At 54.0% G+C, this 24,357-nt stretch carries 19 protein-coding genes; 12 read left to right on the forward strand and 7 right to left on the reverse strand.

What is annotated here, in order from left to right:
• Positions 1-2 precede the first annotated feature (2 nt).
• Positions 3-995 (forward strand): glycosyltransferase family 8 protein, encoded by a 993-nt coding sequence (locus BM029_RS16105; protein ID WP_092437696.1) that lies wholly within the window; start codon positions 3-5, stop codon positions 993-995.
• Positions 996-1,100: 105 nt separating this feature from the next.
• The gene (locus tag BM029_RS16110; protein WP_092437698.1) at positions 1,101-2,180 is read left to right on the forward strand and encodes a glycosyltransferase family 9 protein; all 1,080 of its coding nucleotides are present in this window, start codon (positions 1,101-1,103) and stop codon (positions 2,178-2,180) included.
• Here BM029_RS16110 and BM029_RS16115 read toward each other — a convergent pair.
• From BM029_RS16115 to dnaE, 3 genes are all read right to left on the reverse strand, one after another.
• Entirely contained in the window at positions 2,155-3,279 is a 1,125-nt protein-coding gene (locus BM029_RS16115; protein ID WP_092437700.1) for a glycosyltransferase family 9 protein, read from the reverse strand. The two genes, BM029_RS16110 and BM029_RS16115, sit on opposite strands and share 26 nt — an antisense overlap.
• Before the next feature lie 94 nt (positions 3,280-3,373).
• Positions 3,374-5,131 (reverse strand): lipid A export permease/ATP-binding protein MsbA, encoded by a 1,758-nt coding sequence (gene msbA, locus BM029_RS16120; protein ID WP_092437702.1) that lies wholly within the window; start codon positions 5,129-5,131, stop codon positions 3,374-3,376.
• A 136-nt stretch (positions 5,132-5,267) separates the two neighbouring features.
• On the reverse strand, positions 5,268-8,735 hold the full coding sequence (gene dnaE / locus BM029_RS16125) for a DNA polymerase III subunit alpha (protein ID WP_092437704.1): 3,468 nt from the start codon (positions 8,733-8,735) through the stop codon (positions 5,268-5,270).
• A gap of 106 nt (positions 8,736-8,841) precedes the next feature.
• On the opposite strand from dnaE, the gene BM029_RS16130 reads away from it, so the two are divergent.
• A complete protein-coding gene (locus tag BM029_RS16130; RefSeq protein WP_092437706.1) occupies positions 8,842-9,699 on the forward strand; it encodes a sulfurtransferase in 858 nt (285 codons plus the stop codon).
• A gap of 473 nt (positions 9,700-10,172) precedes the next feature.
• Positions 10,173-11,066 carry a tRNA glutamyl-Q(34) synthetase GluQRS gene (gene gluQRS, locus BM029_RS16135; RefSeq protein WP_092437708.1) on the forward strand — a complete coding sequence of 298 codons (894 nt, stop codon included), beginning with the start codon at positions 10,173-10,175 and terminating at the stop codon, positions 11,064-11,066.
• A 20-nt stretch (positions 11,067-11,086) separates the two neighbouring features.
• Here gluQRS and BM029_RS16140 read toward each other — a convergent pair whose 3' ends face one another.
• From BM029_RS16140 to BM029_RS16155, 4 genes are all read right to left on the reverse strand, one after another.
• Positions 11,087-12,622 (reverse strand): DEAD/DEAH box helicase, encoded by a 1,536-nt coding sequence (locus BM029_RS16140; protein ID WP_170851104.1) that lies wholly within the window; start codon positions 12,620-12,622, stop codon positions 11,087-11,089.
• A gap of 516 nt (positions 12,623-13,138) precedes the next feature.
• Positions 13,139-14,167 carry a tRNA (adenosine(37)-N6)-threonylcarbamoyltransferase complex transferase subunit TsaD gene (gene tsaD, locus BM029_RS16145; protein ID WP_092437710.1) on the reverse strand — a complete coding sequence of 343 codons (1,029 nt, stop codon included), beginning with the start codon at positions 14,165-14,167 and terminating at the stop codon, positions 13,139-13,141.
• Between the two features lie 77 nt (positions 14,168-14,244).
• Positions 14,245-14,421, reverse strand: coding sequence for a zf-HC2 domain-containing protein (locus tag BM029_RS16150; RefSeq protein WP_170851105.1), 177 nt, complete (start codon positions 14,419-14,421; stop codon positions 14,245-14,247).
• Positions 14,422-14,567: 146 nt separating this feature from the next.
• A complete protein-coding gene (locus tag BM029_RS16155) occupies positions 14,568-15,137 on the reverse strand; it encodes a sigma-70 family RNA polymerase sigma factor (protein WP_092413751.1) in 570 nt (189 codons plus the stop codon).
• Between the two features lie 169 nt (positions 15,138-15,306).
• On the opposite strand from BM029_RS16155, the gene ybiB reads away from it, so the two are divergent.
• From ybiB to dnaG, 8 genes are all read left to right on the forward strand, one after another.
• A complete protein-coding gene (gene ybiB / locus BM029_RS16160) occupies positions 15,307-16,323 on the forward strand; it encodes a DNA-binding protein YbiB (protein WP_092437712.1) in 1,017 nt (338 codons plus the stop codon).
• Between the two features lie 331 nt (positions 16,324-16,654).
• Positions 16,655-17,863 carry a cation:proton antiporter gene (locus tag BM029_RS16165; RefSeq protein ID WP_092437714.1) on the forward strand — a complete coding sequence of 403 codons (1,209 nt, stop codon included), beginning with the start codon at positions 16,655-16,657 and terminating at the stop codon, positions 17,861-17,863.
• A gap of 11 nt (positions 17,864-17,874) precedes the next feature.
• Positions 17,875-19,077, forward strand: a complete 1,203-nt coding sequence (locus BM029_RS16170) for a YbdK family carboxylate-amine ligase (protein WP_092437760.1) — start codon at positions 17,875-17,877, stop codon at positions 19,075-19,077.
• 32 nt (positions 19,078-19,109) lie between these two features.
• Entirely contained in the window at positions 19,110-20,306 is a 1,197-nt protein-coding gene (locus tag BM029_RS16175) for a BaiN/RdsA family NAD(P)/FAD-dependent oxidoreductase (RefSeq protein WP_092437716.1), read from the forward strand.
• A gap of 92 nt (positions 20,307-20,398) precedes the next feature.
• The gene (locus BM029_RS16180; RefSeq protein ID WP_092437718.1) at positions 20,399-21,277 is read left to right on the forward strand and encodes a Wzz/FepE/Etk N-terminal domain-containing protein; all 879 of its coding nucleotides are present in this window, start codon (positions 20,399-20,401) and stop codon (positions 21,275-21,277) included.
• A gap of 123 nt (positions 21,278-21,400) precedes the next feature.
• On the forward strand, positions 21,401-21,613 hold the full coding sequence (gene rpsU / locus BM029_RS16185; protein WP_005665410.1) for a 30S ribosomal protein S21: 213 nt from the start codon (positions 21,401-21,403) through the stop codon (positions 21,611-21,613).
• A gap of 206 nt (positions 21,614-21,819) precedes the next feature.
• Positions 21,820-22,269 (forward strand): GatB/YqeY domain-containing protein, encoded by a 450-nt coding sequence (locus BM029_RS16190; protein ID WP_092437720.1) that lies wholly within the window; start codon positions 21,820-21,822, stop codon positions 22,267-22,269.
• 52 nt (positions 22,270-22,321) lie between these two features.
• Positions 22,322-24,118 carry a DNA primase gene (gene dnaG, locus BM029_RS16195; RefSeq protein WP_092437722.1) on the forward strand — a complete coding sequence of 599 codons (1,797 nt, stop codon included), beginning with the start codon at positions 22,322-22,324 and terminating at the stop codon, positions 24,116-24,118.
• Positions 24,119-24,357 lie beyond the last annotated feature (239 nt).

Below are 24,357 nucleotides of genomic sequence, written 5' to 3' on the forward strand. Positions count from 1 at the left end.
ACATGAATAGTTCTTTACCGACTGCTGCTGCCGCTCCTGACGCTCTTAACGCTTCCGGCGAAGCTGACAATTCTTTCCACATCGCCTTCTGTGTCGACGACCACTATTGCCGCAGCATGGGAGCGACGATCGCCTCCATCATCGCCAACAGCCCGGGCGTGACTTTCACTTTCCATGTGTTCGCCTTTTCACTTTCAGAGGATAACCGCAGGCGCTTCAAAGAGCTGGAACAGATGTACGAGCTCAAGACGCATGTGCACATCATCGATCCGGCGGTTTTCCAGCCGTTCGCGCACATCTCGCAGTTCTCTTACTATTCACCGACCATCTTTACACGCCTGCTGATCCCCACCACTTTGCGTGGAATGTGCGACAAGGTTCTCTACCTGGACGCGGATATCCTGTGCGTCGGCAGCATGGCTGAGTTGCTGCAAATGGATTTCGGCGATAGCGCGGCGATCGTCGTGCCGGATGCCGATGAAACCACCCGGAGGCGCTGCGCAGCCTTGCAATTGTCATCGCAAAAATATTTCAATTCCGGTGTGATGTACATGCACGTGGATAACTGGATGGCGCAGGAAATCACTGAAAAGACCATCCTTGCCATTCTCGAAAACGGCAAGGACTACAGGTTCCCGGATCAGGACGCGCTCAACGTGGTGCTGGAAGGAAAAATCAAGTACATCGACCGGAAATGGAATTTCCTCTATGACCTGATCCATGACCTGCAAAAAGACAAGCGCCAGATGCGCGATATCGGCAAGGTGGTCTTCATTCACTTCGCTGGCGCGGTAAAACCGTGGAATGACTGGTGTTTGCATGCATCCCGGGACTTATTCGTCAAATACCAGGCGCTTTCGCCCTGGGCTGACCTTGCGCTTGATCCGGTGCCAAGAAACTATAAAGAGATGCGGATGTATTCCCGTTTCCTGATGAAACGGGGTCAGGTGCTTGATAGCTTCAGGTGGTATATGAAATATCTTTCCGCAAGGTAAATATTTGCAATAAGTAACAAATAGTGAGAACCTCACCGGCCGTCCTGACGGCCGGATATAATTTCAGCAACTCACCACTCATAGCTCGTTTTCACCGATCCAATAATGGCAATAACCAGTTCTCACGTCTTAATATGCCGCACTGACAATATCGGCGACGTTATCCTGACATTACCTATTGCTGCTTTTCTAAAGCAGCATTATCCAACGCTGAAAATAAGTTTTCTGTGCCGGGCCTATGCCGCGCCGGTAGTCAAGCAATGCCGCAGCATTGATGATGTGGTGGAGCTTGAGGGTTTCTTGCAGGATCCCGCTGCATATTTTGCAGATGCCAATGTCGACACCATCATCCTGGCGCAACCGAATAAACGCATGGCGATCGAAGCGTTCAAGGCACGCATCCCTAACCGTATCGGCAACGCGCGTCATAAGTTGTATCAAATGCTGTATTGCAATCGTCGGGTACGATTCAAGAAAGGGAACTCGGCGTACCATGAGGCGCAATTCAATTTCGAATTTTTGCGCCCTTTCGGCCTAACCAACATTCCGGAACTTGCAGAAATTTCGGCACTCTATGATTTCGATGTCCCAAAGAATCCGGAAATAAACCAGTTGTTCCAGGCACATCCGTTCAATCTCATTCTTCATACAAAATCTAATGGGCATGGGCGGGAATGGCCAATCAAGCATTACATCGCACTTGCCAGGCAACTGAGTGAATATCCGGATATCAAACTATGGCTAACAGGAAGTCCGGCCGAAGGACAATGGCTCGCTGAAAATGCTTCGGAATTATTGCAATTGCAAAATGTGGGTAATGTCTGCGGCAAGTTCACACTTGACCAGCTGAGTTCATTGATTAAAGCAGCAGATGGCTTGATCGCAAGCGGTACTGGCCCACTTCATGTTTCCGCCGCACTGGGCCAGCGTACGCTCGGCTTGTTCCCGCCGACTCGCCCAATGCATCCGGGCCGGTGGGCTCCACTGGGAAGACAGGCGCAAGCGTTGTGCATGCCAGTCAGCTGTAACGGCTGCGAAGACAGCAAGGCTCCGAGTTGCGACTGCATGGAGAAGATCACTCCGGAAAGTGTTGCTGAAATCGTGCTGCAATGGCGACGGGAGGCACAAGCAACACAAGCAGCGAAACTCTCCGACGCTGTTATTTCCGATTCAATACAGTCATAACTTGCGCTACCGTAATCGCCTTCACCCAATCTCGACGATTGGTGGCGGTGATTACAATACTATTCTCCTTATCGATCGGCGCCCATTCAGGATTTTTCTGACGCATCAACGCGATCACCGGCACCTGCACGGCATTCGCCAAATGCATTACCGCAGTTTCAACAGAGATAATCAGATCGCATTCACGCAACATTGCCGGCAACTGAAAAAAATTGTCCTGAGCGCTAAATAACTGCACTCTATCGAGAGTGTGGCCGTCGAAAAATGCTTTAGCCCGGGCCATTTCCTCAGGCACCACATTCACGACAAAGCGTGTATCTTTCCAGCCAACCTGCGCGCGCATCGCAGCAACCAGTTCGACTACCCGTTCCAGCGGCCAGCAACGTTTGGGAGTCTTGGCATAGGGATTGATGAAAACCAGCTTGGCCGGATTGGCAGATTGCCGTCTATCCCGCTCAAAATCCCAGCTCTTCAGCTGTTCCTGTGCGTACCGGCTCCATTGTTCGGGAATCCGTACGAAAGGCTGCCTTGAAGACGGTGTGCTCTGCATTCCGAACAAACGATTGAACCAGGCCGCATAGACCGCGCTGATATGCACTCCCCGCTCGGCCACACCGTCCGGATCAAACCCGGCATCCAGCTGACGATATGCAAGACGCTTATGCAGGGCAAAAATTCCGGCAGGTTTCTTCATCCCCACAACAAAGCCACGCGGACTGATTTGGCGCGCCAGCTTCGCATACATCGGCGGCCTCAGCGTCGCCAATGATACTACCAAGGGATAGTCCTGTTGCTGTGCCTCGGCGATCGACTGTTCAAACAAGGCCGGACTGTAAGTCTGCTGATAAATCCTGGCAACGAACGGGCACTCAGCCAGCCAGTCGTATAGGGCATATTTCTTCAGATACGGCCATGCCTCGGTTTTATTGGTGCGTCGCACCTCATCTACCCAGACGTGGATTTTGATATGGGGAAAGGCCTGTGCAAAAGCCTGGAAGCAGTTTTGCAGATAAGTGAAATCGCCAAGGGCAAGATGGGCGATGAACAGGATCTTATCTGTTTTTTTTAAAATTTCGACTGGAACCAGTTGTGCTGTCATGAGATTTTCTTTTTGATTTTCTTGCGGACGATATTTTCAGATGAGGCAGGTCGGAGATCTCAGGTACGCGCTCTGAGATCCCATTACTACACCTCTACATCTCAACATTCACCGCGTCCTTGGAAAACTGAAGGTGATATAGATTTGCGTATGCACCGTGCTTGCTCAGCAATTCATCATGGGTGCCCACTTCAACAATGCTGCCCTTCGAGAGCACGACGATCCGGCTGGCGCGCTCGATAGTCGATAACCGGTGCGCGATCACGAAAGTGGTGCGGCCCTGCATCAGCTGGTCGAGCGCAGACTGCACAGCCCGTTCCGACTCGGTATCAAGCGCCGATGTTGCCTCGTCCAGAATCAGGATCGGTGCATCCTTGTAGATAGCGCGCGCCATCGCCAGCCGTTGGCGCTGGCCGCCGGATAAGCGTGAACCGTTGTCGCCGATTTGCGTTTCGTAACCCTCGGGCAAAGCGGCGATCATTTCGGTCAGATGCGCTGCCTTGGCTGCAGCTTCAATCCGCGGGCGGTCAGGTGCGCTGTCGCCATAGGCGATATTTGCCGCGATCGTATCGTTGAACAGTACGACACTCTGGCTGACCATGGCTATCTGTGCCCTCAGGCTGTTTAAAGATATGTCCTCGATAGGCACGTCATCCAGAAGAATGCGCCCTTCAGTCGCCGAATAAAATCCGGGAATCAAATTCACCAGTGTCGACTTCCCACCGCCCGACATCCCCACAAAGGCGACGGTTTCACCAGGCATCACGGTCAGGTTAATGCCGGTTAACGCAGGTTTATCCTGACCCGGATATGAAAAGCCCACATTGGAAAATGCGACTTTCCCTTTGGTACGTTTGTCCAACTGTATGCCGCCGGTGCGCTCGACTGGGCTATCGATCAGTTTAAACACTGCCTCTGCTGCAGCCATACCCCGTTGCAGCGGGCCATTCACTTCAGCCAACTGTTTGAGAGGCACTTGCAAAGCGATCATCGCCGCCAAAAATGACACGAAATCGCCGGCGGTAAGCTGTCCATGACCGGCTTGCACCAACCCCATCGTAATCATCGCCGACATCGCGCAAGCCATCATGATCTGCGTGACCGGCACGGTGGCGGCAAAGGTGCTGGTCATGCGCATGCTGTAGTGACGGATATGTTCGGCTGATTCTGCGAATCGCTTCCTCTCATAAGTCTCGCCGCCAAACACTTTGACGACCTGCTGTGCACGCGTGGTTTCTTCTATTACCTGGGTCAATTGGGCATTGACGTCGAGAGAGTCCTTGTTCAGCTTTTTCAAGCGCTTGGCGGTAGTGCGCACCACCAGGATCATCAGAGGCATCAGCACCAAAGCCACAATCGTCAATTTCCAGCTGATAAACAGCATGTAGCCCAGCAAACCCGCAACCGTCAGCACACAACGCACAATCGATGTAAACAGCTTGCTGATCATTTCTATGATTTGCTGCACTTCAAACATGATCGAATTGATTACGCGCCCGACCGTATGGGTGGCATGGAAATCAATCGACACGCCCAAGATGCGATTGAACATTTGCTGCCGCAATGTCGTCAACACACGGGTAGACACCCAGTTAGTCATGTAGGTTGTCAAAAAAGTCGAGGCGCCACGGGCGACAAATGCACCAATCACGGCTACCGGCACCAGCCATAGCGGAAACGTAGGTTTTGCCACAAAGCCGTTATCCAGCAGAATCTTGAAAATGTAAGCTACCAGCGGTTCCGTCGCTGCAGTCACAACCATGCCAAGAAGACCCAGGATCAATCGCTTTTTGTATGGCCGATGCAATACCGCAAGGCGCTTGAAAATTGTTGTATAGGAAAATGCGCTCATAAGTCAGTCTGCTTTAAATTCTTTTTTTACACTTTACTATCAAGGAAAATTTCTTCTCCGAAAGTAGAGCTAAGTGATATGGGACGTCAGAGCCAATCGGCAAATCAAGGGACAGCACAGCGCAGCAAGTTGCACCTTAGTACTCCACGGCGACAGCTTCCTTCCCTATTTTTTCCACCAGGGCCTGCTGCAAGCCATCACTGGGGGATACTCGCCATTCGTCGCCGAGCAATATTTCGCAAGCCACCCCATCGCCGGTGTAGCGTAGCGTCATCGGCAAGCCGCTGCCGGAGCGGTGCGACGACAACATTTCCCTAAGCTGTACTGCATCAATTTTTTGTGACGGCGACGACAGCGACAACACAATTTGGCGCCCGTAATGAATCCGCGCAGTCGCGATATCCATCACCTTTTCTGCCGAGACCCGCAAACCGCCATTAAAGCGATCTTCCGAGACCTTACCCTGCACCACCAAAAATTCGTCTTCTTTGAAGAACACCTTGTTCGGCTCGAACTGTTCGTTGTAAACCGTGACATCAACTGTCGCACTACCATCGTCCAACGTGACAATCATCATCTTCCCGCGCTGGGTCATTTGCGTCCGCAAGCCTGAGATGATACCGGCCAGGGTACGCGGTTCGCGCGAAGGTTCCAGGCTACCCAGCGGCGTGCGCGCAAAACGACGCGCCTCCGCAACGTAGGCATGGAACAAATGTCCTGACAGATAGAAACCGAGCGCGATCTTCTCTTCGGTCAATTTCTGCTTGTCAGTCCACGGCGCCGCCTGCACGTATTCGATCGGCGCTTCAAGATCGCTGTCGTCGCCGCCAAACAGGCTGACCTGGTTTGCGGATGCCAGTTTCTGATCTGCAGCTTCCATCGCACGCGGCACCGAAGCCAGCAGAATCCCGCGGTCCACCTTGAAACAATCGAATGCACCGGCGCGTATCAGTGATTCGATGGTGCGGCGATTGATCTGGCGCTTATCCACGCGCAGGCAAAAATCGAACAAATCGACGAAAGGTTTTTCCTTGCGCGCGGCGATGATGGCTTCAATCGCGTTTTGCCCCGATCCTTTTACCGCACCCAGGCCGTAACGGATGAAAGTGGCTTTTTTACCCGGCTCGCCTTCAGGGGTAAAACGATAATCCGACAGATTGATGTCCGGCGGCAGCAAGGTCAGCTTGCACACGACCAGCGAATCCTCCACCAGGATCTTGACCTTCTCCGTGTCATCCATCGCCAGCGACAAGTTGGCGGCCATGAACGCGGCGGGGTGATGTGCTTTCAGGTAAGCCGTGTGGTACGACAGTAGCGCATAGGCGGCAGCGTGCGACTTGTTAAAACCGTAGCCCGCAAACTTTTCCATCAAGTCGAAAATCTCGTCAGCCTTGGCTTCGCTCAAGCCATCCTTGGCTGCTCCGTCGCGGAAAATCTGGCGGTGCTCTGCCATTTCTTCCGCTTTCTTTTTACCCATCGCCCGCCGCAGCAAATCCGCGCCGCCGAGCGAGTAGCCGCCGACCACCTGCGCCATCTGCATCACCTGCTCCTGATACACCATGATGCCGTAAGTTTCAGACAAGATGCCTTCAGTGCGTGGGTCCGGATAGTCGAAGCGTTCACCGTGCTTACGTTTGCAGAAATCCGGAATCAGATCCATCGGACCCGGACGATACAACGCCACCAGCGCGATAATGTCCTCAAAGCGGTCGGGACGCGCATCTTTCAGCATGCCTTGCATGCCGCGGCTTTCCAGCTGGAACACGGCCACCGTTCTGGCTGCGGTCAGCAATTCATAGGATGCCCGGTCGTTGAGCGGCAGCTTTTCCAGGCTGAAATCGGCCATGGCCGGATCGAGCTGCTTGATGTAGCGCACTGCGCGATCAAGAATCGTCAGCGTGGTCAACCCCAAAAAGTCGAACTTGACCAGGCCGACTGCTTCGACGTCATCCTTGTCGTACTGCGAAACAACGCCGGCATCGCCGCCCTGCGTATACAGCGGGCAGAAATCGGTCAGTTTTCCAGGAGCGATCAGCACGCCACCGGCATGCATACCGATATTGCGCGCGATGCCTTCGACTTGCTGCGCCAGGTTGAGCAGCTGCTTGACCTCTTCCTCATTCTCCAGGCGCTCGGCCAGCATCGGCTCTTCCTGGATGGCATCGGCAATCGTCACATGTTTGCCCGGCTTGAACGGGATCAGCTTGGAGATGCCGTCGCAAAAATTGTAGCCGAAATCGAGCACCCGGCCGACGTCACGGATGGCGCCCTTGGCTGCCATCGTACCGAAGGTGGCAATCTGCGACACCGCATCCTTACCATACAGATCCTTGACGTGCTGGATGACGCGATCACGGCCTTCCTGGCAAAAGTCGATATCGAAGTCTGGCATCGATACCCGTTCAGGATTCAGGAAACGTTCGAACAGCAAATTGTATTTGAGCGGATCGAGGTCGGTAATCTGCAGCGAATACGCCACCAGCGAACCTGCCCCCGAACCCCGCCCCGGTCCGACCGGTACGCCGTTCTGTTTGGCCCAACGGATAAATTCGGCAACGATCAGGAAGTAACCGGGGAAACCCATCTTGATGATGGTGTCGGTTTCAAATTTCAACCTATCCTGATAACGCTGACGCTGTTGTTCGCGCTTGGTTTCATCAGGAAACAGGTGCACCAGGCGCAGCTCCAGTCCTTCCTGCGATTGCTGTATCAGGAATTCGCCGATCGTCATGCCGTCCGGCGTCGGAAAATCCGGCAATTGAGGCTTGCCCAGTTGCAGTATCAGGTTACAACGCTTGGCAATTTCGATCGAATTCTGCAAAGCAGCCGGCATATCGGCGAACAGCTCGGCCATTTCCGCTTGTGTCTTGAACGATTGCTGGTCATTGAAGCGACGCACGCGGCGCGCATTGGCCAGCATTTCCCCTTCAGCGATACAGGTCCGCGCTTCATGCGCGATGAATTCCTCTTTATCCAGAAACTGGATAGGATGGGTGGCCACTACCGGCACGTTGAATTTCGCCGCCAGCGCCACTGCCTGACGCACATGCGCTTCCATATTGGGCTGATCGGCGCGCTGGATTTCGACGTAGAAATTGTCGGGGAAAATAGTCGCCCAGCGTTCAATGCAACGCTCCGCCAGCCCCACGTTACCATTATCGATTGCAATGCCGATGTCGCCGAAGTGCGCACCAGACAATGCAATCAGGCCGTTGCCGCCGCCCTGATTCTTCAGGTCGGCCAGCCATTCAGCGCGAATTTCAGCGCGGCCGCGGTGCAGGTTTTCCAGCCAGGCACGGGACAGCAGTTCACACAATTGCAAATAGCCGCCGCGGTTCTTGACTAGCAATAGCAAGCGCGATGGCTTATCGCGATCGTCGTCATTGGTGATCCAGACGTCGCAGCCGATAATCGGCTTGATGCCTTTACCGCGTGCAGCCTTGTAGAATTTGACCATGCCAAACAAATTGGCGAGGTCGGAAATACCAAGCGCTGCCTGGTTATCTTTGGCTGCGGCTTTCACTACGTCGTCGATGCGTACCAAGCCGTCAACGATGGAGTACTCAGAGTGGAGGCGGAGATGAATAAATTGCGGTGTCGTCATGGACGGTATTTTACCCCGAGGCCTAGCTGACTATCGGCAAAATTGGGCAATCCTGCTGTCGGCGTTTATAATACTGATAAATCAACGACTTACCGAGAAATAAGCCATGCAGTCCAGTCATCCTTACGTCAATATCGCCGCCTATAAATTCATCACTTTCATAGACACAGAGCAGAAACGCCCCGAATTTGTTGCAATTTGCAAGCAATTGCAGCTAAAAGGCACGATCTTACTCACCCCGGAAGGAATTAACCTGTTTCTGGCCGGCATGCGTGAGCAAATCGATCAGTTTTTGGCATGGTTACGCGCTGACGAACGTTTTTCAGACCTGGAAGTGAAAGAAAGTTACTCCGAAAAACAGCCTTTCACTCGCATGCTGGTCAAGCTGAAAGCTGAAATCATTACGATGAAGCACCCTTTGATCAAGCCGGAACTGGGCCGCGCTCCAGCGGTACAAGCCCAGACGCTGAAGCGCTGGCTCGACCAGGGTCATGACGATAACGGCCGGCCGGTGGTCATGCTCGACACGCGCAATGCGTTTGAAGTCGATGTCGGCACCTTTGAAAACACCATTGATTACCGCATCGAAAAATTCAGCGAATTTCCGGCCGTGATCGCCGAGCATAAGGATGAATTGGCGGACAAGACGGTGGTCACGTTCTGCACCGGCGGCATCCGCTGCGAAAAAGCCGCGATCCACATGCAAAATATCGGCTACGACAGCGTCTATCAGCTGGAAGGCGGAATTCTCAAATATTTCGAAGAATGCGGCGGCGCCCATTATGACGGCGATTGTTTTGTATTCGACTATCGCACCGCGCTCAATCCGCAACTGCAGGAAACCGCAACGGTGCAATGCTACGCTTGCCGTGCGGTGGTGACGCCTCGTCAGCAACTGTCGCCGCAATTCGTGGCGGGCAAGTCTTGCCCGCATTGCCAGCCGGAAGCGGTCACCGCGCTGTAAACGTAAGGACGACGTAACGGCAACATAACCGCGAAGACCAACAAAAAGCCCGCTGGCATTACGCAGCGGGCTTTTTACTTTTTTCGGCAGATCATGATATCAGGCGAACGAAAGGCGAAAATGTTGGTCAAGCCAAGCATGGCCAGATCCGAACTGAATCTGCGCCTTTACGTAATTGGACCACGATATATCCGAAAATTTATTTTGCTATAGAAATACGTTATACGAATCCACCGCATTATTTGGCACCATAGACTTACGGAACGGCTTAAGACAGAAGCTAAATTCCGATATATCATTCGATTCATCTGAATGAAATTTTCACAACATTTTTGCAACGCTTTTGCAACGTTTTTGTAACCTTCTTACTCGCCAAGCATCAATGAATCCGACGCTAGAAGCACCGCAAGTTCTCGATACGATACCCGCAAAGGCAGTTTTGCTACCGCCATATCATCACGAATCGACGAACAATGTCTAATCAAGCAAGCTACATCGGCCGCTTCGCCCCCTCGCCCACCGGACCGTTGCATGCCGGCTCGCTGGTCGCGGCGATGGCCAGCTACCTGGATGCCAAGGCCAATCGCGGCCGCTGGTTGTTGCGGATGGAAGATGTCGATGAAGCCCGCACCGCAGCAGGTGCCGCGGAATCGATCTTGGCCGATCTGGACAAGCTAGGCATGCATTGGGATGGCGAAGTAGTGCTCCAAAGCCAGCGTACAGGATTGTATGAAGCGGCATTCGATCGGCTCGGGCGATTAGCCTATCCATGCGGTTGCACACGCCGTGAGATTGTCGACTCCCGCATCTGTGTGGCGGCCGACGGTGCGGCGGTCTATCCGGGCACCTGCCGCGACGGTTTACCGGTTGGCAAGCCGGCACGCGCTTACCGCCTGCGGGTACCAGATCCAGGGCATGTCGATGAATTGATTATTTTTGACGATCGCTGGCTTGGTCGCGTGCAGCAACACCTGGCGATAGAAGTGGGAGATTTCGTTCTGAAACGCGCAGATGGTTTTTGGGCGTACCAGCTAGCGGTGGTTGTCGACGATGCCGACCAAGGCATTACACATGTGGTGCGCGGCGCAGATTTGCTGGATTCGACCGCGCGCCAGATTTACCTGCAGCGCCAATTGAAACTGGCAACGCCGCAATACTTGCACGTACCGGTGATCACCAATGCCGACGGCGAAAAACTATCCAAACAGAACGGTGCGCAAGCTATCGACATCAAGCAACCGCTGCTTGCGCTGAGCAAGGCTGCCTGGTTCCTGGGGCTGGATATCGGTCAGGTAGACAGCATCGCCGCGTTCTGGCCGCTGGCGACGACAGCGTGGGCGAATCTCGAAATGACTCGCCAGAGCTGAGTTGATCTGATCTGAAAAGCTTACTGGCGCTTCGGCAAGCCACCCAGCAAGGCTGCCAATTTCACTTTTGGCGGTTTAATCGCGCCACCTGTCGGCGCTACGTTGGATGCCGCCGCTTCAGGCTCGAGCGCCGGCTCGTAAGGCTTGAGGAACCAGGGATCGATTTTTTCCCTGCGCGAAGGCGAAGTCGGGGTCGAAGTATAGGCGCTGCGTGTGTGCTGCAAGCTGCGGCCAGACGGTGCACCGCGGCCTTCGCCACCACGATCACCGCCGCTGCGATCACTGCCACGATCGCTACGGCCCTCGGCGCCGCGCCCCGAACGCTCGCGCTCGCCGCTTGACGGCTTTGCCACAAATCCGGTCAGCTCGGCGCGGACGAACTTGTGCTTGATCATCTTTTCGATATCAACCAGCAAGCGCTCGTCCTTGTCGGCATACAAGGAAATAGCATCGCCTGACGCGCCGGCACGGCCGGTACGGCCAATCCGGTGCACATAATCTTCGGCGTTATAAGGCAAATCAAAATTGATCACGCATGGCAGTTCGGCGATATCCAGACCGCGCGCGGCGACATCGGTCGCCACCAGCACTTCGATCTCGCCTTGCTTGAATGCTTCGAGCGCAGCCATCCGTTCATTCTGCGTTTTGTCGCCATGAATGGCCGAAGCCTTGACGCCTTCATTTTCCAGATGACGGGCCAGTTTCGATGCGCCGATTTTGGTATTTGAAAAAACGATTACCTGCTTGAGATTGCGCTCGCGAATTATGTACGACACCGCCTCTGCCTTGGCTTGCTCGTTGACGTGGTACATGGTTTGCGTCACGTTATCGGCAGTCGCGTTGCTGCGCGCCACTTCGATCGTCACGGGATTTCTGAGGAAAGTCGACGCCAGCTTTTTGATTTCGCCCGAGAACGTGGCAGAGAACATCAGATTCTGCCGCTCTTTCGGCAACAGGTTGATGATGCGCTGCAAATCAGGCAGGAAACCCATGTCCAGCATCCGGTCGGCTTCATCCATCACCAGGATTTGCGTTTGCGACAGGTTCAGCGTCTTTTGCTGGACATGGTCCAGCAAGCGTCCTGGCGTAGCAATCACGATTTCGATGCCTGAGCGCAAAGCGGCAGTTTGCGGCGCGATATCGACACCGCCAAACACCACGGTCGACCTCAACGGAGTATGGCGGCAATAGGCCTTGACGTTCTCAGCCACCTGATCGGCCAGTTCACGTGTAGGGGTCAGGATCAAGGCGCGTACCGGATGTCGCGCCGGCGAAGCACTGTTGTTGGCATGCGCCAGCAACAATTGAATGATAGGTAAGGAAAAACCGGCAGTCTTGCCGGTTCCTGTCTGTGCCGCGCCCATGACATCGCGCCCTTGCAATACCACCGGAATCGCTTCCGCCTGGATCGGGGTTGGATGGACATAGCCCTGATCGCTCAACGCGCGCAGGATATCCGGGGACAACCCGAAGTCCGCAAAACGGACGGCGGGCGTGGTTGGCACTGCTGGATCAGCTTGCTTCTCAGACTGTATCTCGGACTGTATCTCGGACATGGTAGTTGGCGGCCTTCGGTGCACTATGCACTCCAACAAAGGCACTATTTGCTCTCAATTGAATTCGTGAATTTCGTGTTGGCTCATTGACGACCAGTCCTTGCCAGGACAAACAACAGCGTCGCCATTCGAGCCAAATGATTGTGGGTGTGCCATAACAGGCACTACAAGTCGGATTATTACTTTGACATCATTGCCGACATGTTTTATACCACAGTCGCGCATTATACGCCTAGCTGGGAAATTGCTCAGGTTCAGATACTAGGGCCTATTGACCCATGATTTGGGAGATGCGTTCAAACCAAAACGTGCGCTGGCAAGGCGCGTGGTGTAGCAGGGGCCGAGGCCCCTGCAAGCCATGCAACGCGGCCAGCGCACGTTTTGGTTTGAACCCTCCGGGAACGGCTGCAGGCGTCGCATGCCGTTGTTGCAACTCCTTGCCGTAGCACCGCTACGTCGCGTCGCTGCGCCTAGGCACGCAACGCCTGCCGCACGTTCGCACTCCCAAATCATGGGTCAATAGGCCCTAAGCTCATCGAGCGGCCAGCGCGGCCGCACATTGAATCCATATGTACGTTGCGCCGCCTGCGGATTGATTTGTAGTCGCATCGCGCCGGCGAAGGCGATCATCGCCCCGTTGTCAGTACAAAACTCTAGTTCCGGGTAGTACACCCGGAAGCGCCGCTTTTCAGCCGCCGCATTAAGAGCGCTGCGCAATTGCTGGTTGGCGCCCACTCCGCCCGCAATTATCAGGCGTTTGAGACCGGTCTGCTTGAGGGCAGCCAGGCATTTGGCCAGCAACACCTCAACCAGCGCGTCCACAAAGGCACGTGCGATATTGGCTTTGTCCTGGTCGCAAATATTGGTCGTATGATTTTTGACTAGTGTCAGTACCGCTGTTTTGAGGCCGGAAAAACTGAAATCCAGATTTTTCGAATGTAGCATCGGCCGTGGCAGCTGATACACCGATGGGTCGCCGAATTCAGCCAAACGTGAAATCGCGGGGCCACCGGGATAACCAAGACCTAACAGCTTGGCCGATTTATCGAACGCTTCGCCGGCGGCATCGTCCAGTGTTTCCCCCAGCAAACTATATTGTCCGACGCCGTCGACCCGCATCAATTGCGTGTGACCACCGGACACCAGCAAGGCAACGAACGGAAATTTTGGCGGATCGCTAGCCAACAGGGGCGATAACAAATGCCCTTCCAGGTGATGCACGCCCAGCATGGGCTTATCCAGCGCCAGTCCGAGGCCGCAAGCAACCGATGCGCCAACCAGCAGCGCACCGGCCAGGCCCGGTCCCTGGGTATAGGCGATGGCATCGATGTCGTGCCGCGCGATGCCGCTTTCGGCCAGCACTTGTTGCAACAGAGGGATCGCGCGCCGAATGTGGTCGCGCGAAGCCAGTTCCGGCACCACGCCGCCGTACTGCTCATGCATCGCTACTTGCGAATACAAGGCATGCGACAGCAAGCCGCGCTCGGTATCGTAGAGCGCGAGGCCGGTTTCGTCACAGGAAGATTCAACGCCGAGAACAATCATGGGTGGGGCAAAATTTATACAATGCCGCATTGTAAAGGAAAGCGCGGCCGACGCGCGATGCCATGCAAAGGCGTCGATTAATCCTTGCCCAGTTGCTCCATCGCCTTGCGCATGAAAGCCAGTTGTTGCGAAAATCGGGTGCAAGCGGTGCAAGTCCACAGATGTATGCGGACCCGAATCCGGGTTAATGGCGACAAATTGCTATCCTGCGCCTGGGAAAGCAGGAATTGCGTATCGCGGCAGTGTGGGATCAAACGCTTATACGACATAAATTAGATATGACATAAAAATAAACTAACTGGCTTGGCAAACTTTTCGGTATCCATGAATAGTCGCGCCACGGATGCAATCCTTACAATGAAATTCGCACTATCTTATATTGCTCACGAAGTCAGGCGGTTCAAGATTGCGTGCCGAACCAGTTCAATTGCAAGCATTCCCGCAGCCGGGCGCGTGCCCGGTACAGCAATACCCATGCATTCGCAGCGGTGATATCCAACTCTTTGCAAATCGCCTCGGTATCCAGTTCCAGCCATTCCCGCATCATGAAAATGCGTCCGGTTTTGGCAGGCAATTTGTCGATGCACAGCTGCAAAATATCAAAAAACTCCTTGCGTTCCAGCGTCTGGTCTGGATTTCCCCAGCTGGGCGCTGCTTCCACGGCATGACCTGTCGATGTAAATAAAGCATCGATCATCTCAGCATCGCTACGTTCTCCGTCATCGTCGATATTCAGTAGTTGTACCTCGCGCTTGCCCCGTCGCAGCTGGTCCAGCAATTTGTGCTTAAGGATGCCAATGACATAGGTTTTGAATGAGGACTGCTGTTGAAAACGGTCCGGATGCTCAAGCACCGCGAGGATGGTTTCCGAGACGGCATCTTCGGCCAGTGCGTCATTGCGCAACTGCAGCGCGGCAAACCGCACTAGTTGCGGCCGCAATGTTTCAAGCTGGCTAGGATCGAATGCCATATAAACCCGATAGGAGAAGCCAAGGAGAAGTCAAAACAAGCACCAATTGCCGGTCTCCCGACAGGCGACGATTTTACCTGATGGCCATAAACTCTGGCTGGTAAAGTAAAATCGCTACAAATATGCCCACCTTCATTCGTTGCTCGCAAACCTCGATCGTTATCTATACATGAAAAATATTCCGCCCGCCGAACCGTTCCCCGCCGCCCGCTTCATCAAGGAAATCGGGCGCGGCAAGGACGGCGCGCGCAGCCTGTCACGCGACGATGCGCATGATTTATACACTGCCATGCTGGACGGTCGCGTCTCAGATCTGGAGCTGGGCGGGATCCTGTTGGCGATGCGCATCAAGGGCGAATCGGTAGAGGAAATCACCGGCTTTCTGGAAGCGGCGGAAGCATCATTTACGCAAATATCGCTCGTGGCCAATACCGATGCAGATGCAAACCCTGCAAGCACCTGGCAGTACGCACCGGTCGTCATCCCCAGCTACAACGGCGCGCGACACATGGCCAACCTGACCCCTTTGCTGGCGATGTTGCTGGCGCGTGAAGGCGTGCCGGTGCTGCTGCACGGCGTCTTGACAGATCCAGGCCGCGTCACCAGTGCCGAAGTTTTTCAAGCGCTGGGCCAGCCGATCTGCAACAGCATCGAGCAGGCACAACAGTGTTTTGCCAAACACCTGCCAGCCTTCATGCCGATTGATGCACTGGCGCCGAAAATGGCAAGGCTACTCGCCATGCGGCGGATCCTCGGAGTCCGTAACTCAACCCACACGCTGGTCAAAATCATGCAACCGTTTGTGATTCCTGCCCTGCGCCTGAGTTCGTACACGCATCCCGAATATCTGACAATGCTGACAGCCTATTTCACGACTACCGCTGCAGCTGAACGCGGAGATGTGTTTTTAATGCGCGGCACTGAAGGTGAAACGGTAGCCAATGCCAGGAAGGCGCAAAAAATCGACTGGTTACATGGCGGCGCCCAAACCACACTGGTAGAGAAACAAAACATCGCCGACGAGATCCCGCCCCTGCCTGAGCAGCGCGACGCCGTCACAACCGCCAGCTGGATACAGCAGGCACTGGTGCAAAAAGAACTGATTCCGAAACCGATTGCCGAACAGGTCGAACAATGCCTGAGGGTTTCCCGCTCGCTACACATGCAATACAATAAGTCACGGTAATCAACAAACAGTAATTCCTCAGGGGAACTAATTCTTTCAAGGAAGTACAAACACCGTAGATTGACTATGCCAAGAGCAGATGCATGTACTATCTGGCAGTCGACCGCTTAAAGTGTTGCCGTTAAGCGTTTCATATTGTGTGTATTCTTAGGTTAAAGCTTAAACAGATTCGATAGCGCAACGCAAATATAATCAAGCAAGGAGAGTGCGCCTGGCTGTTAAGCAAGTAAGCATTTATTCGTGTAATTCAGCAATATCCCCATTCATCCGCCTATACGGCAACTTGTCCAGCAGTCGTACTTTGCTGCAAGACTAACTTTCTGGAGGATCCATGGATTGGACTCTTCCGCCCTTTGCGCTAGCACAGCCCATTCAATGGAATGCGCTGTTACTGTTCGGCAGCTTGCTGCTGTTCGGGCTGGTGGGCGGTCATATCGTAACGAAAAACCCTTGGTTCCCACGCATCACCGGTTACTTGATCGTCGGCTTTTTGCTGGGTGTCGGCGGACTCGATTTGTTGTCCGGAGATGTACTCAAACTGGCGAATATTTTTGCCGACATGGCGATGGCGCTGGTGGTATATCAACTGGGACGCTATGTCGATATCGGCTGGCTGCGCCGGGAAAAATGGTTGTTGGCGACGGTCGTCCTGAGCGCCGTATTGTGTTTTGCGTTCGTCAGCGGCGCATTGATCTGGTTTGGCACTTCCAAGGTATTGGCGTTGCTGGGCGGCGTGCTGGCCATCGCCACCGCGCCGGCGGTAGTCATGGTGGTAGTGCGCGACCTCAAGGCGGAAGGCCAGGTGACGCGTCGCCTCGCCGCCATGACGGCGTTGAATAATTTTGTCGCGCTGCTGGCCGCCTATGCGTTGCTGCCGGTTGTCGCCCATGAAAGCGCTACCCCGTTCGGTACGTTGCTGGCGCATACTTTTTATTCACTGGGCGGCTCGCTGATATTGGCGTATCTGACTTATCGCCTGATGATCCCGCTGGCGCGCTTGCTTGGACGCCAGCCGAGCCGCCAGTTCGTACTGGTGATCGCCGTCATCACACTGGCGATTGGCGCCGCGCATGCACTGCAATTGCCGATATTGCTGACCATGCTGATCTTCGCCATCATGTCGAAGAACCTTGATCATCAGTATGATCTGATGGAGCTTGAGTTTGGCGTCGCCAATGAATTGTTCATCGTGATGCTGTTTATCACGATAGGCGCTTCGATCCGCTTGTCCGATCTGTCGATGGTAGGCGCCTCGGTTGCAGTACTCATCGCAGCGCGCTTTCTCGCCATGGCTTGCGGGGTCTTTGCGTTTGCCCATTTTGCCAAGATGAAATGGAAGCAGGCGGCGCTCATTACCTTGGGAACGTTACCCATGACCGAGGCTGGACTGGGATTAATGCAAACGACTGCCTATCTCTATCCAACCACCACAGCAGATGTCTTGCCGTTGCTGGCCGGCTGCCTGATTGTGCTGGAGTTGCTGGGGCCGATAGCGACCCAGTTTGCCTTGATCAAATCTGGAGAAAGCGGGCGCGAATGATGGATAAGGCCATGAATGAAAATACCAAAGGCGGCGCCGCAGGCGGAGAAACTCAATCCGCAGCAGCTGGCCTGCCTTTCACCAGTTCCAGCCCGTTCACGATGGGAATCGAACTTGAATTGCAGCTGGTCAACCGCCGCAACTACAACCTCGCCAGCGACGCCGTTGACCTGCTGACCTGGATCGAGCCGCGCGACTTGCAAAAACAGATCAAGCTGGAAATGACGCAGGGCATGATCGAGCTGAATTCAGACGTTCACACCCGGGTCGACCATCTGGTCGAGGAACTGAAAGGTTTGCGCGCTGCGCTGAACCGGGGCGCGCACTATCTGAATATCGACGTCTCCGGCGGCGGTGCGCATCCATTCCAGCATTGGAACGAACAACGGATTACACCTAGTGAACGCTTCCATCATCTGCATGAAAAATACGGTTATCTGGCAAAGACGTTTACCGTCTTCGGCCAGCATATCCACATCGGCGTGCCAAACGGCGACGACGCGCTCTACCTGACGCATGCGTTTTCGCGTTTCGTGCCGCATTTCATTGCGCTCTCGGCCGCCTCGCCGTTTTATCAAGGTGCCGATACCAAATTCGAATCATCGCGCAGTAACGTGGTGCGCGCATTCCCGCTGTCGGGAACCGCGCCGACACTGACCCGATGGACCGATTTTGAATCGTATTACGATGAATTGCTGCGCATGGGAATCATCGGCAGCATGAAGGATTTCTACTGGGATATCCGGCCCAAACCGGAATACGGCACGGTTGAAATCCGCGTTTGCGACACGCCGTTGACGATCGAGCACGCAGCACACCTGGGATGCTATGCGCAATTGCTGGCACGCTGGATTTTGACGGAACGGCCATTTGTCATCACTAACGATTTTTATCTGCTGTATCAATACAATCGCTTCGAAGCCAGCCGTTACGGCCTGAACGGCTCCATGGCGTTGCATGGCAACAACCCGGCCGACTCGTCGAAATTACCGATCTACCAGCATCTGCTAGACCATCTGCAGGACTTGCAGCAGTATACTCAGAACGAAGCGGAGCAACTGACCATAAAGCGCCTGCGCCACATGGCGGAAGACCGTCTCAGTGACGCCAGCTGGCTCAGACAAACATTTACCCAGCGCGGCTCTCTCAACGACATGATGCGGCTGTCGTCCGAACTATGGATGGGGCAAGAGCCGCCACCGTATTTCCAGTAACGTGGCTCTAAATATCATTTCAACAATAATCAATGCAAAAACAATTTGATGTCGCCGTCATCGGCGCCGGCGCTGCGGGCATGATGTGTGCTGCAGTAGCCGGGCAACGCGGGAAAAAAGTCGTCCTTATCGATCACGCCACCAAACTGGCGGAAAAAATCCGTATCTCGGGCGGCGGCCGTTGCAATTTCACTAACATCAACGCAGGACCGCAGAATTTCCTGTCGCAGAACCCGCATTTTTGCAAAAGTGCCCTGTCGCGCTACACGCCGCAAGATTTCCTTAGCTTGATGAAACGCCATCGGATTGGCTATCACGAGAAGCACAAAGGGCAATTGTTTTGTGACGACTCGTCGGAACAAGTGATCGCCATGCTGAAAGCCGAGTGCGATCTGGGCAACGTCAGCTGGCGCATGCCTTGCAGCGTTGCCAATGTGGGTAAGAGCGGCGATCTGTTCAGGATAGACAGCAGCGCCGGAGAAATACTTGCGAGCAATGTCGTCATCGCAACCGGCGGCTTGTCCATACCAAAAATTGGCGCCACCGACTTCGCCTATCGCATCGCGCGTCAATTTGATTTGGGCGTGATAGAACCTCAACCCGGCCTGGTACCCCTGACCTTTGATGCAGCAGCCTGGCAGCCATTTTTGCCGCTGGCCGGCATTGCCTTGCCGGTTGAAGTCGAAACCGGCGACAAAAAAAAACGCGGCGAATTCAAGGAAGACCTCCTGTTCACGCATCGCGGACTATCAGGGCCGGCGATCCTGCAGATTTCCAGCTTTTGGAAGGCTGGTACCCCCCTGTCATTGAATCTCCTGCCTGAAATCGACGTCGTCAGCACGTTAATTGAAGGTAAAACCTCGGTTAAAAAAAATCTTGGCAACGTCTTCGCACAATGGCTGCCGACACGGCTGGCGCACGGCATCATCGAGGCCAACAAGCTGGATCCGGCAGCGCGCCTGGCAGACATGCCAGACCGCCAGCTGCGAAATTTAGGGGATGCAATCAATCGCTGGACCATCTTGCCCAGCGGCTCTGAAGGATATCGCAAAGCTGAAGTCACCTTGGGCGGGATCGATACCAGGGAACTATCACAGCAGAGCATGATGTCCAAGCAGGTAAATGGCTTGTATTTTATTGGCGAGTCGGTGGACGTCACCGGGTGGCTGGGCGGCTACAACTTTCAGTGGGCCTGGGCCTCGGGTACTGCAGCAGGGCTGGCAATTTGACCATAAAAATGGACATCTATTGCCTTGCAAGCAGTAAAATCACGCTACAAAACAATACAATCAATAAAATCTATTAGAAATATTACTTTCCCATGCCCAATAATTTTTCACACAGTACTGACGCAACACAACTCGAAGATAACGAACTGATTGATCTGGCCGCAATATTAGGCAGCTTCAAACGCCATTGGCTGGTTTTGCTGGCGTGCATTATCATCGCCCTGATAGTTGCAATCGCACTCAAATTCGCCTTGCCGCCCCAATGGCAGGCATCAGCAACCATACAAATTGGTCAATTGCCAGTCAATCCAACGACTTTGATCGAACCTACGGCACAAGCTGCCGAGCGCTTCAAGCAGCGCCAACTGCAAGATCAGGCATTGACTGCGATCGGCCTCCCTTTAAATGAGGACAGCGACGACCGTACCCGCCTTTTTCGCAAGACACTTAAAGCCACTCCTGGAAAAAACACCGATTTCGTAGATATCAACGTTGCCGGCCTTTCCCAGGCAGACGCCAAAAACAACTTGAACGCAGCGGTACAAGCGCTGGTCAGCGTACATAATGTGCGCTTAGCGCCAATGGTGAAAAACCTGAACGACCGCCTTGAAGCCAATACGCGCGACATGCTGCAGGCAACAACCGAGAAAGGCCGCATGGAAGCCAATCTCAAGAATGCAACAAGTTCCGCTGCCGGAGCCAGATTTGAACCAAGCGTAGTAGCCATTAATGTGCTGGCAAAACAGGACGACTTGATACGCGCCCTAACAAATGAACAAGCCGCCCTGGTGGATCTACGCACGAAAACTGACAGTTTCCCGACCGTGTTAGTGGACGCTATTTTTGTGCCGGTAAAACCTTACTTCCCAAAACTCTCGATATTTCTCGCGATTGGACTGATTCTCGGCGCTGTAGTAGGCGGTGCAATAGCCCTCTTTCTAGATCGCAATCGTCCCAAAACATCGCCATAAGCGCCACAAACGATGTTGCAAAATAAGCGGCAAGATTAAAACATTGCGGGATAAGACTTCCATTTATTGGTTTTCCCCGCTATAATCTCGTTCTTCCCTACACAAACATTGGTTTGAATTTACATGACCACAATTCGTCTTAAAGAAAATGAGCCCTTCGAAGTTGCGATGCGTCGCTTCAAGCGCACTATTGAAAAAACAGGTCTGCTGACTGAGTTGCGTGCACGTGAATTTTACGAAAAGCCAACTGCAGAGCGCAAGCGCAAGCTGGCAGCTGCTGTAAAACGTCATTACAAACGCATTCGCAGCCAGCAATTGCCGAAAAAACTGTACTAATATTTGTACTAGTTCTTCACCGCATACAAGTTTTGTTGCGGCTGACTGAATCGCGTTACAAACCCGCTCCGGTGTTGCTCCGCAGCGGGTTTTGCCGTTTTTCACACCATCAACGGTAGCCTTGTACGTTTGTACTGCCGCCATCGTCATCGAGTATTTTTGTTTTTCTGATTTCAGATGAAAAACACCACCGAATGGAGAACCGCATGGGCTTGAAAGAACAGATCACCGAAGACATGAAGGCCGCGATGCGCGCCAAAGAGACTGCAAAACTGGGCACCATCCGTCTGATCACTGCAGCAATCAAACAAAAAGAAGTAGATGAACGCATCGAACTGGGCGACGCCCACGTGCTGGCCATCATCGAAAAGATGATCAAGCAACGCAAAGACTCGATCAGCCAGTTTGAAGCCGGTGGCCGCCAGGATCTGGCCGATATCGAGAAAGCCGAACTGGTTATCCTCGCCAACTACATGCCGGCAGGCCTGACAGATGCTGAAATCCAGGTCGAGGTGGCAGCAGCCGTTGCGGCCAGCGGCGCCGCCGGTCCGCAGGACATGGGCAAAGTCATGGCCATCCTGAAACCTAAGCTGGCCGGCCGTGTCGACATGACTGCGGTTTCGGCGCTGGTGAAAGTCGCACTGACTAAAGCCTGATTGCTTGATTGCCCGATAAACACACAAACACGCTGCCCGCCCTCTAGTCTACGTGATCCCTCAATCCTTTATTCAGGACCTGCTCAACCGCGTCGACATTGTCGATGTGGTGGGCAAGTACGTGCAGCTGAAAAAAGGCGGCGCAAACCTGATGGGCTTGTGCCCTTTCCATAACGAAAAATCACCTAGTTTCACGGTGAGTCCGACCAAGCAGTTTTATCACTGCTTTGGTTGTGGCGCGCATGGCACGGCGATCGGTTTTCTGATCGAATATTCCGGTCTTGGCTTCGTTGAAGCAGTGAAAGACCTGGCGCAAGGCGTCGGCATGACGGTGCCGGATAACGACGACAAGATCCCGCCGGCGCAACGCGCCGAATACCAGGCAAAGAGCCTGGCCCTGTCCGATGCGATGAGCGCTGCCTGCGATTTTTATCGACAGCATTTACGCACTGCACCCAACGCCGTCGACTACTTGAAGCGGCGCGGCCTGACTGGCGAGGTTGCCGCGAAGTTCGGGCTGGGTTATTCGCCAGACAACTGGGACAGCCTGCGCCAGGTGTTCCCTGACTATGAAGTGACTGCCCTGGTCGAATCCGGCCTGGTGATCGACCGCACTGATGAAGAAGGCAACAATCGCAAGCGCTATGACCGCTTTCGCGATCGCATCATGTTTCCAATACGCAACACCAAAGGGCAAGTTATCGGGTTTGGCGGCCGCGTATTGGATGTCGGCGAACCGAAGTACTTGAATTCGCCGGAAACACCCTTATTTCAGAAGGGTAATGAGCTGTATGGTTTGTTCGAAGCGCGGCAGGCAATCCGCGATGCGGGTTACGTGCTGGTAACTGAAGGCTATATGGATGTGGTGGCGTTGGCCCAGTTGGGATTCCCGCAGGCAGTAGCCACGTTGGGAACCGCCTGCACGCCGACCCACGTGCATAAATTGCTGCGCCAGACCGATCATGTCGTCTTCAGTTTCGATGGCGACCGTGCCGGCCGCAAAGCGGCGCGGCGTGCTTTGGATGCGTGCCTGCCCCATGCGACCGACAATAAAGTCATCAAATTCCTGTTTCTACCGCAGGAACACGATCCGGACAGTTTTGTACGGGAAATGGGCGCGGAGGCATTTGAGCGGCAGATTCATGACGCCATGCCATTATCGCAATTTTTACTGAACGAGGTCACGGCCGAAGCCGATTTGAACACGTCCGAAGGACGAGCCCGTGCGCAATACGACGCCAAGCCATTGCTGCAATTGATGCCACCCTCGTCATTGAGGCTGCAGATAGTGCGTGGTCTGGCGCAGCTGACGCAATCGACGCCGAACGAAATCGAGTCCTTGTTTGAACTGACGAAGCCGATCGCTACCGCGCGCCGCGCGCCACCGCGCAGCAACCGGCCGGCGCCAGTCGGACTGGAGCGGCAAATCATCCGTTTGCTGGTCGCCCACCCGGCATTCGCCTCGGAACTGGATGATGCGGCGCTGGACGCTGTAGCGCACTTTGCACCGGATCGCGCAGAAATGCTGGCGCGCCTGATCAGCGCTAGCCACGCGATGGGCGAACAAGCCAATTTTGCAACGTTGGCTGAACATTTACGCGAAGGCGGCGAGGATTTTGAATCGTTGATTGCAGAAATTGCAGCAGAATCGGAGTCCGAAACCGAAGCGGCGCGATTAGAACTGGCGGGCGCAATTCGCCAGACTAAAATGAAGATATTGAAAGACGAGCTTGATCAGTTGGCAGCAACCGGACTTGGCAATGAAGAAGCGCGCAATCGCTATCGGGAATTGATGCAAAAACAGGAACAGTTACGGCGCGAGGCTGAAGCGGAAATGAATTTGCGTTAAAAATTTGCTTAAAATATAAGCGGATCGATGTAAAAGAAGGAAATCCGGCAGCACAAAGCGGCCGCTTCCATTGGAGGAAAGGCCCTCCATATGCTATAATTAAAGGCTTTAGATTCAACACCTTAGGCTTAGCCAAATTGGGCGTTGAATTGATAGTAGCACCAGATTGATTTAGATGGATAGGACGTAACGAGGAAAGAACCGGCGCTCAGGTGATTCTGTCAGCGATTCAGGCTTAT

The sequence above is a fragment of the Collimonas sp. OK607 genome, assembly GCF_900111995.1.
Lineage (GTDB): Bacteria > Pseudomonadota > Gammaproteobacteria > Burkholderiales > Burkholderiaceae_D > Collimonas.

Coding starts and splice junctions, on each gene's coding strand:
- BM029_RS16105 (WP_092437696.1), top strand. CDS start 3: ATGAATAGTTCTTTACCGACTGCTGCTGCCGCTCCTGACGCTCTTAAC.
- BM029_RS16110 (WP_092437698.1), top strand. CDS start 1,101: ATGGCAATAACCAGTTCTCACGTCTTAATATGCCGCACTGACAATATC.
- BM029_RS16115 (WP_092437700.1), bottom strand. CDS start 3,279: ATGACAGCACAACTGGTTCCAGTCGAAATTTTAAAAAAAACAGATAAG.
- msbA (WP_092437702.1), bottom strand. CDS start 5,131: ATGAGCGCATTTTCCTATACAACAATTTTCAAGCGCCTTGCGGTATTG.
- dnaE (WP_092437704.1), bottom strand. CDS start 8,735: ATGACGACACCGCAATTTATTCATCTCCGCCTCCACTCTGAGTACTCC.
- BM029_RS16130 (WP_092437706.1), top strand. CDS start 8,842: ATGCAGTCCAGTCATCCTTACGTCAATATCGCCGCCTATAAATTCATC.
- gluQRS (WP_092437708.1), top strand. CDS start 10,173: ATGTCTAATCAAGCAAGCTACATCGGCCGCTTCGCCCCCTCGCCCACC.
- BM029_RS16140 (WP_170851104.1), bottom strand. CDS start 12,622: ATGTCCGAGATACAGTCCGAGATACAGTCTGAGAAGCAAGCTGATCCA.
- tsaD (WP_092437710.1), bottom strand. CDS start 14,167: ATGATTGTTCTCGGCGTTGAATCTTCCTGTGACGAAACCGGCCTCGCG.
- BM029_RS16155 (WP_092413751.1), bottom strand. CDS start 15,137: ATGGCATTCGATCCTAGCCAGCTTGAAACATTGCGGCCGCAACTAGTG.
- ybiB (WP_092437712.1), top strand. CDS start 15,307: ATGAAAAATATTCCGCCCGCCGAACCGTTCCCCGCCGCCCGCTTCATC.
- BM029_RS16165 (WP_092437714.1), top strand. CDS start 16,655: ATGGATTGGACTCTTCCGCCCTTTGCGCTAGCACAGCCCATTCAATGG.
- BM029_RS16170 (WP_092437760.1), top strand. CDS start 17,875: ATGAATGAAAATACCAAAGGCGGCGCCGCAGGCGGAGAAACTCAATCC.
- BM029_RS16175 (WP_092437716.1), top strand. CDS start 19,110: ATGCAAAAACAATTTGATGTCGCCGTCATCGGCGCCGGCGCTGCGGGC.
- BM029_RS16180 (WP_092437718.1), top strand. CDS start 20,399: ATGCCCAATAATTTTTCACACAGTACTGACGCAACACAACTCGAAGAT.
- rpsU (WP_005665410.1), top strand. CDS start 21,401: ATGACCACAATTCGTCTTAAAGAAAATGAGCCCTTCGAAGTTGCGATG.
- BM029_RS16190 (WP_092437720.1), top strand. CDS start 21,820: ATGGGCTTGAAAGAACAGATCACCGAAGACATGAAGGCCGCGATGCGC.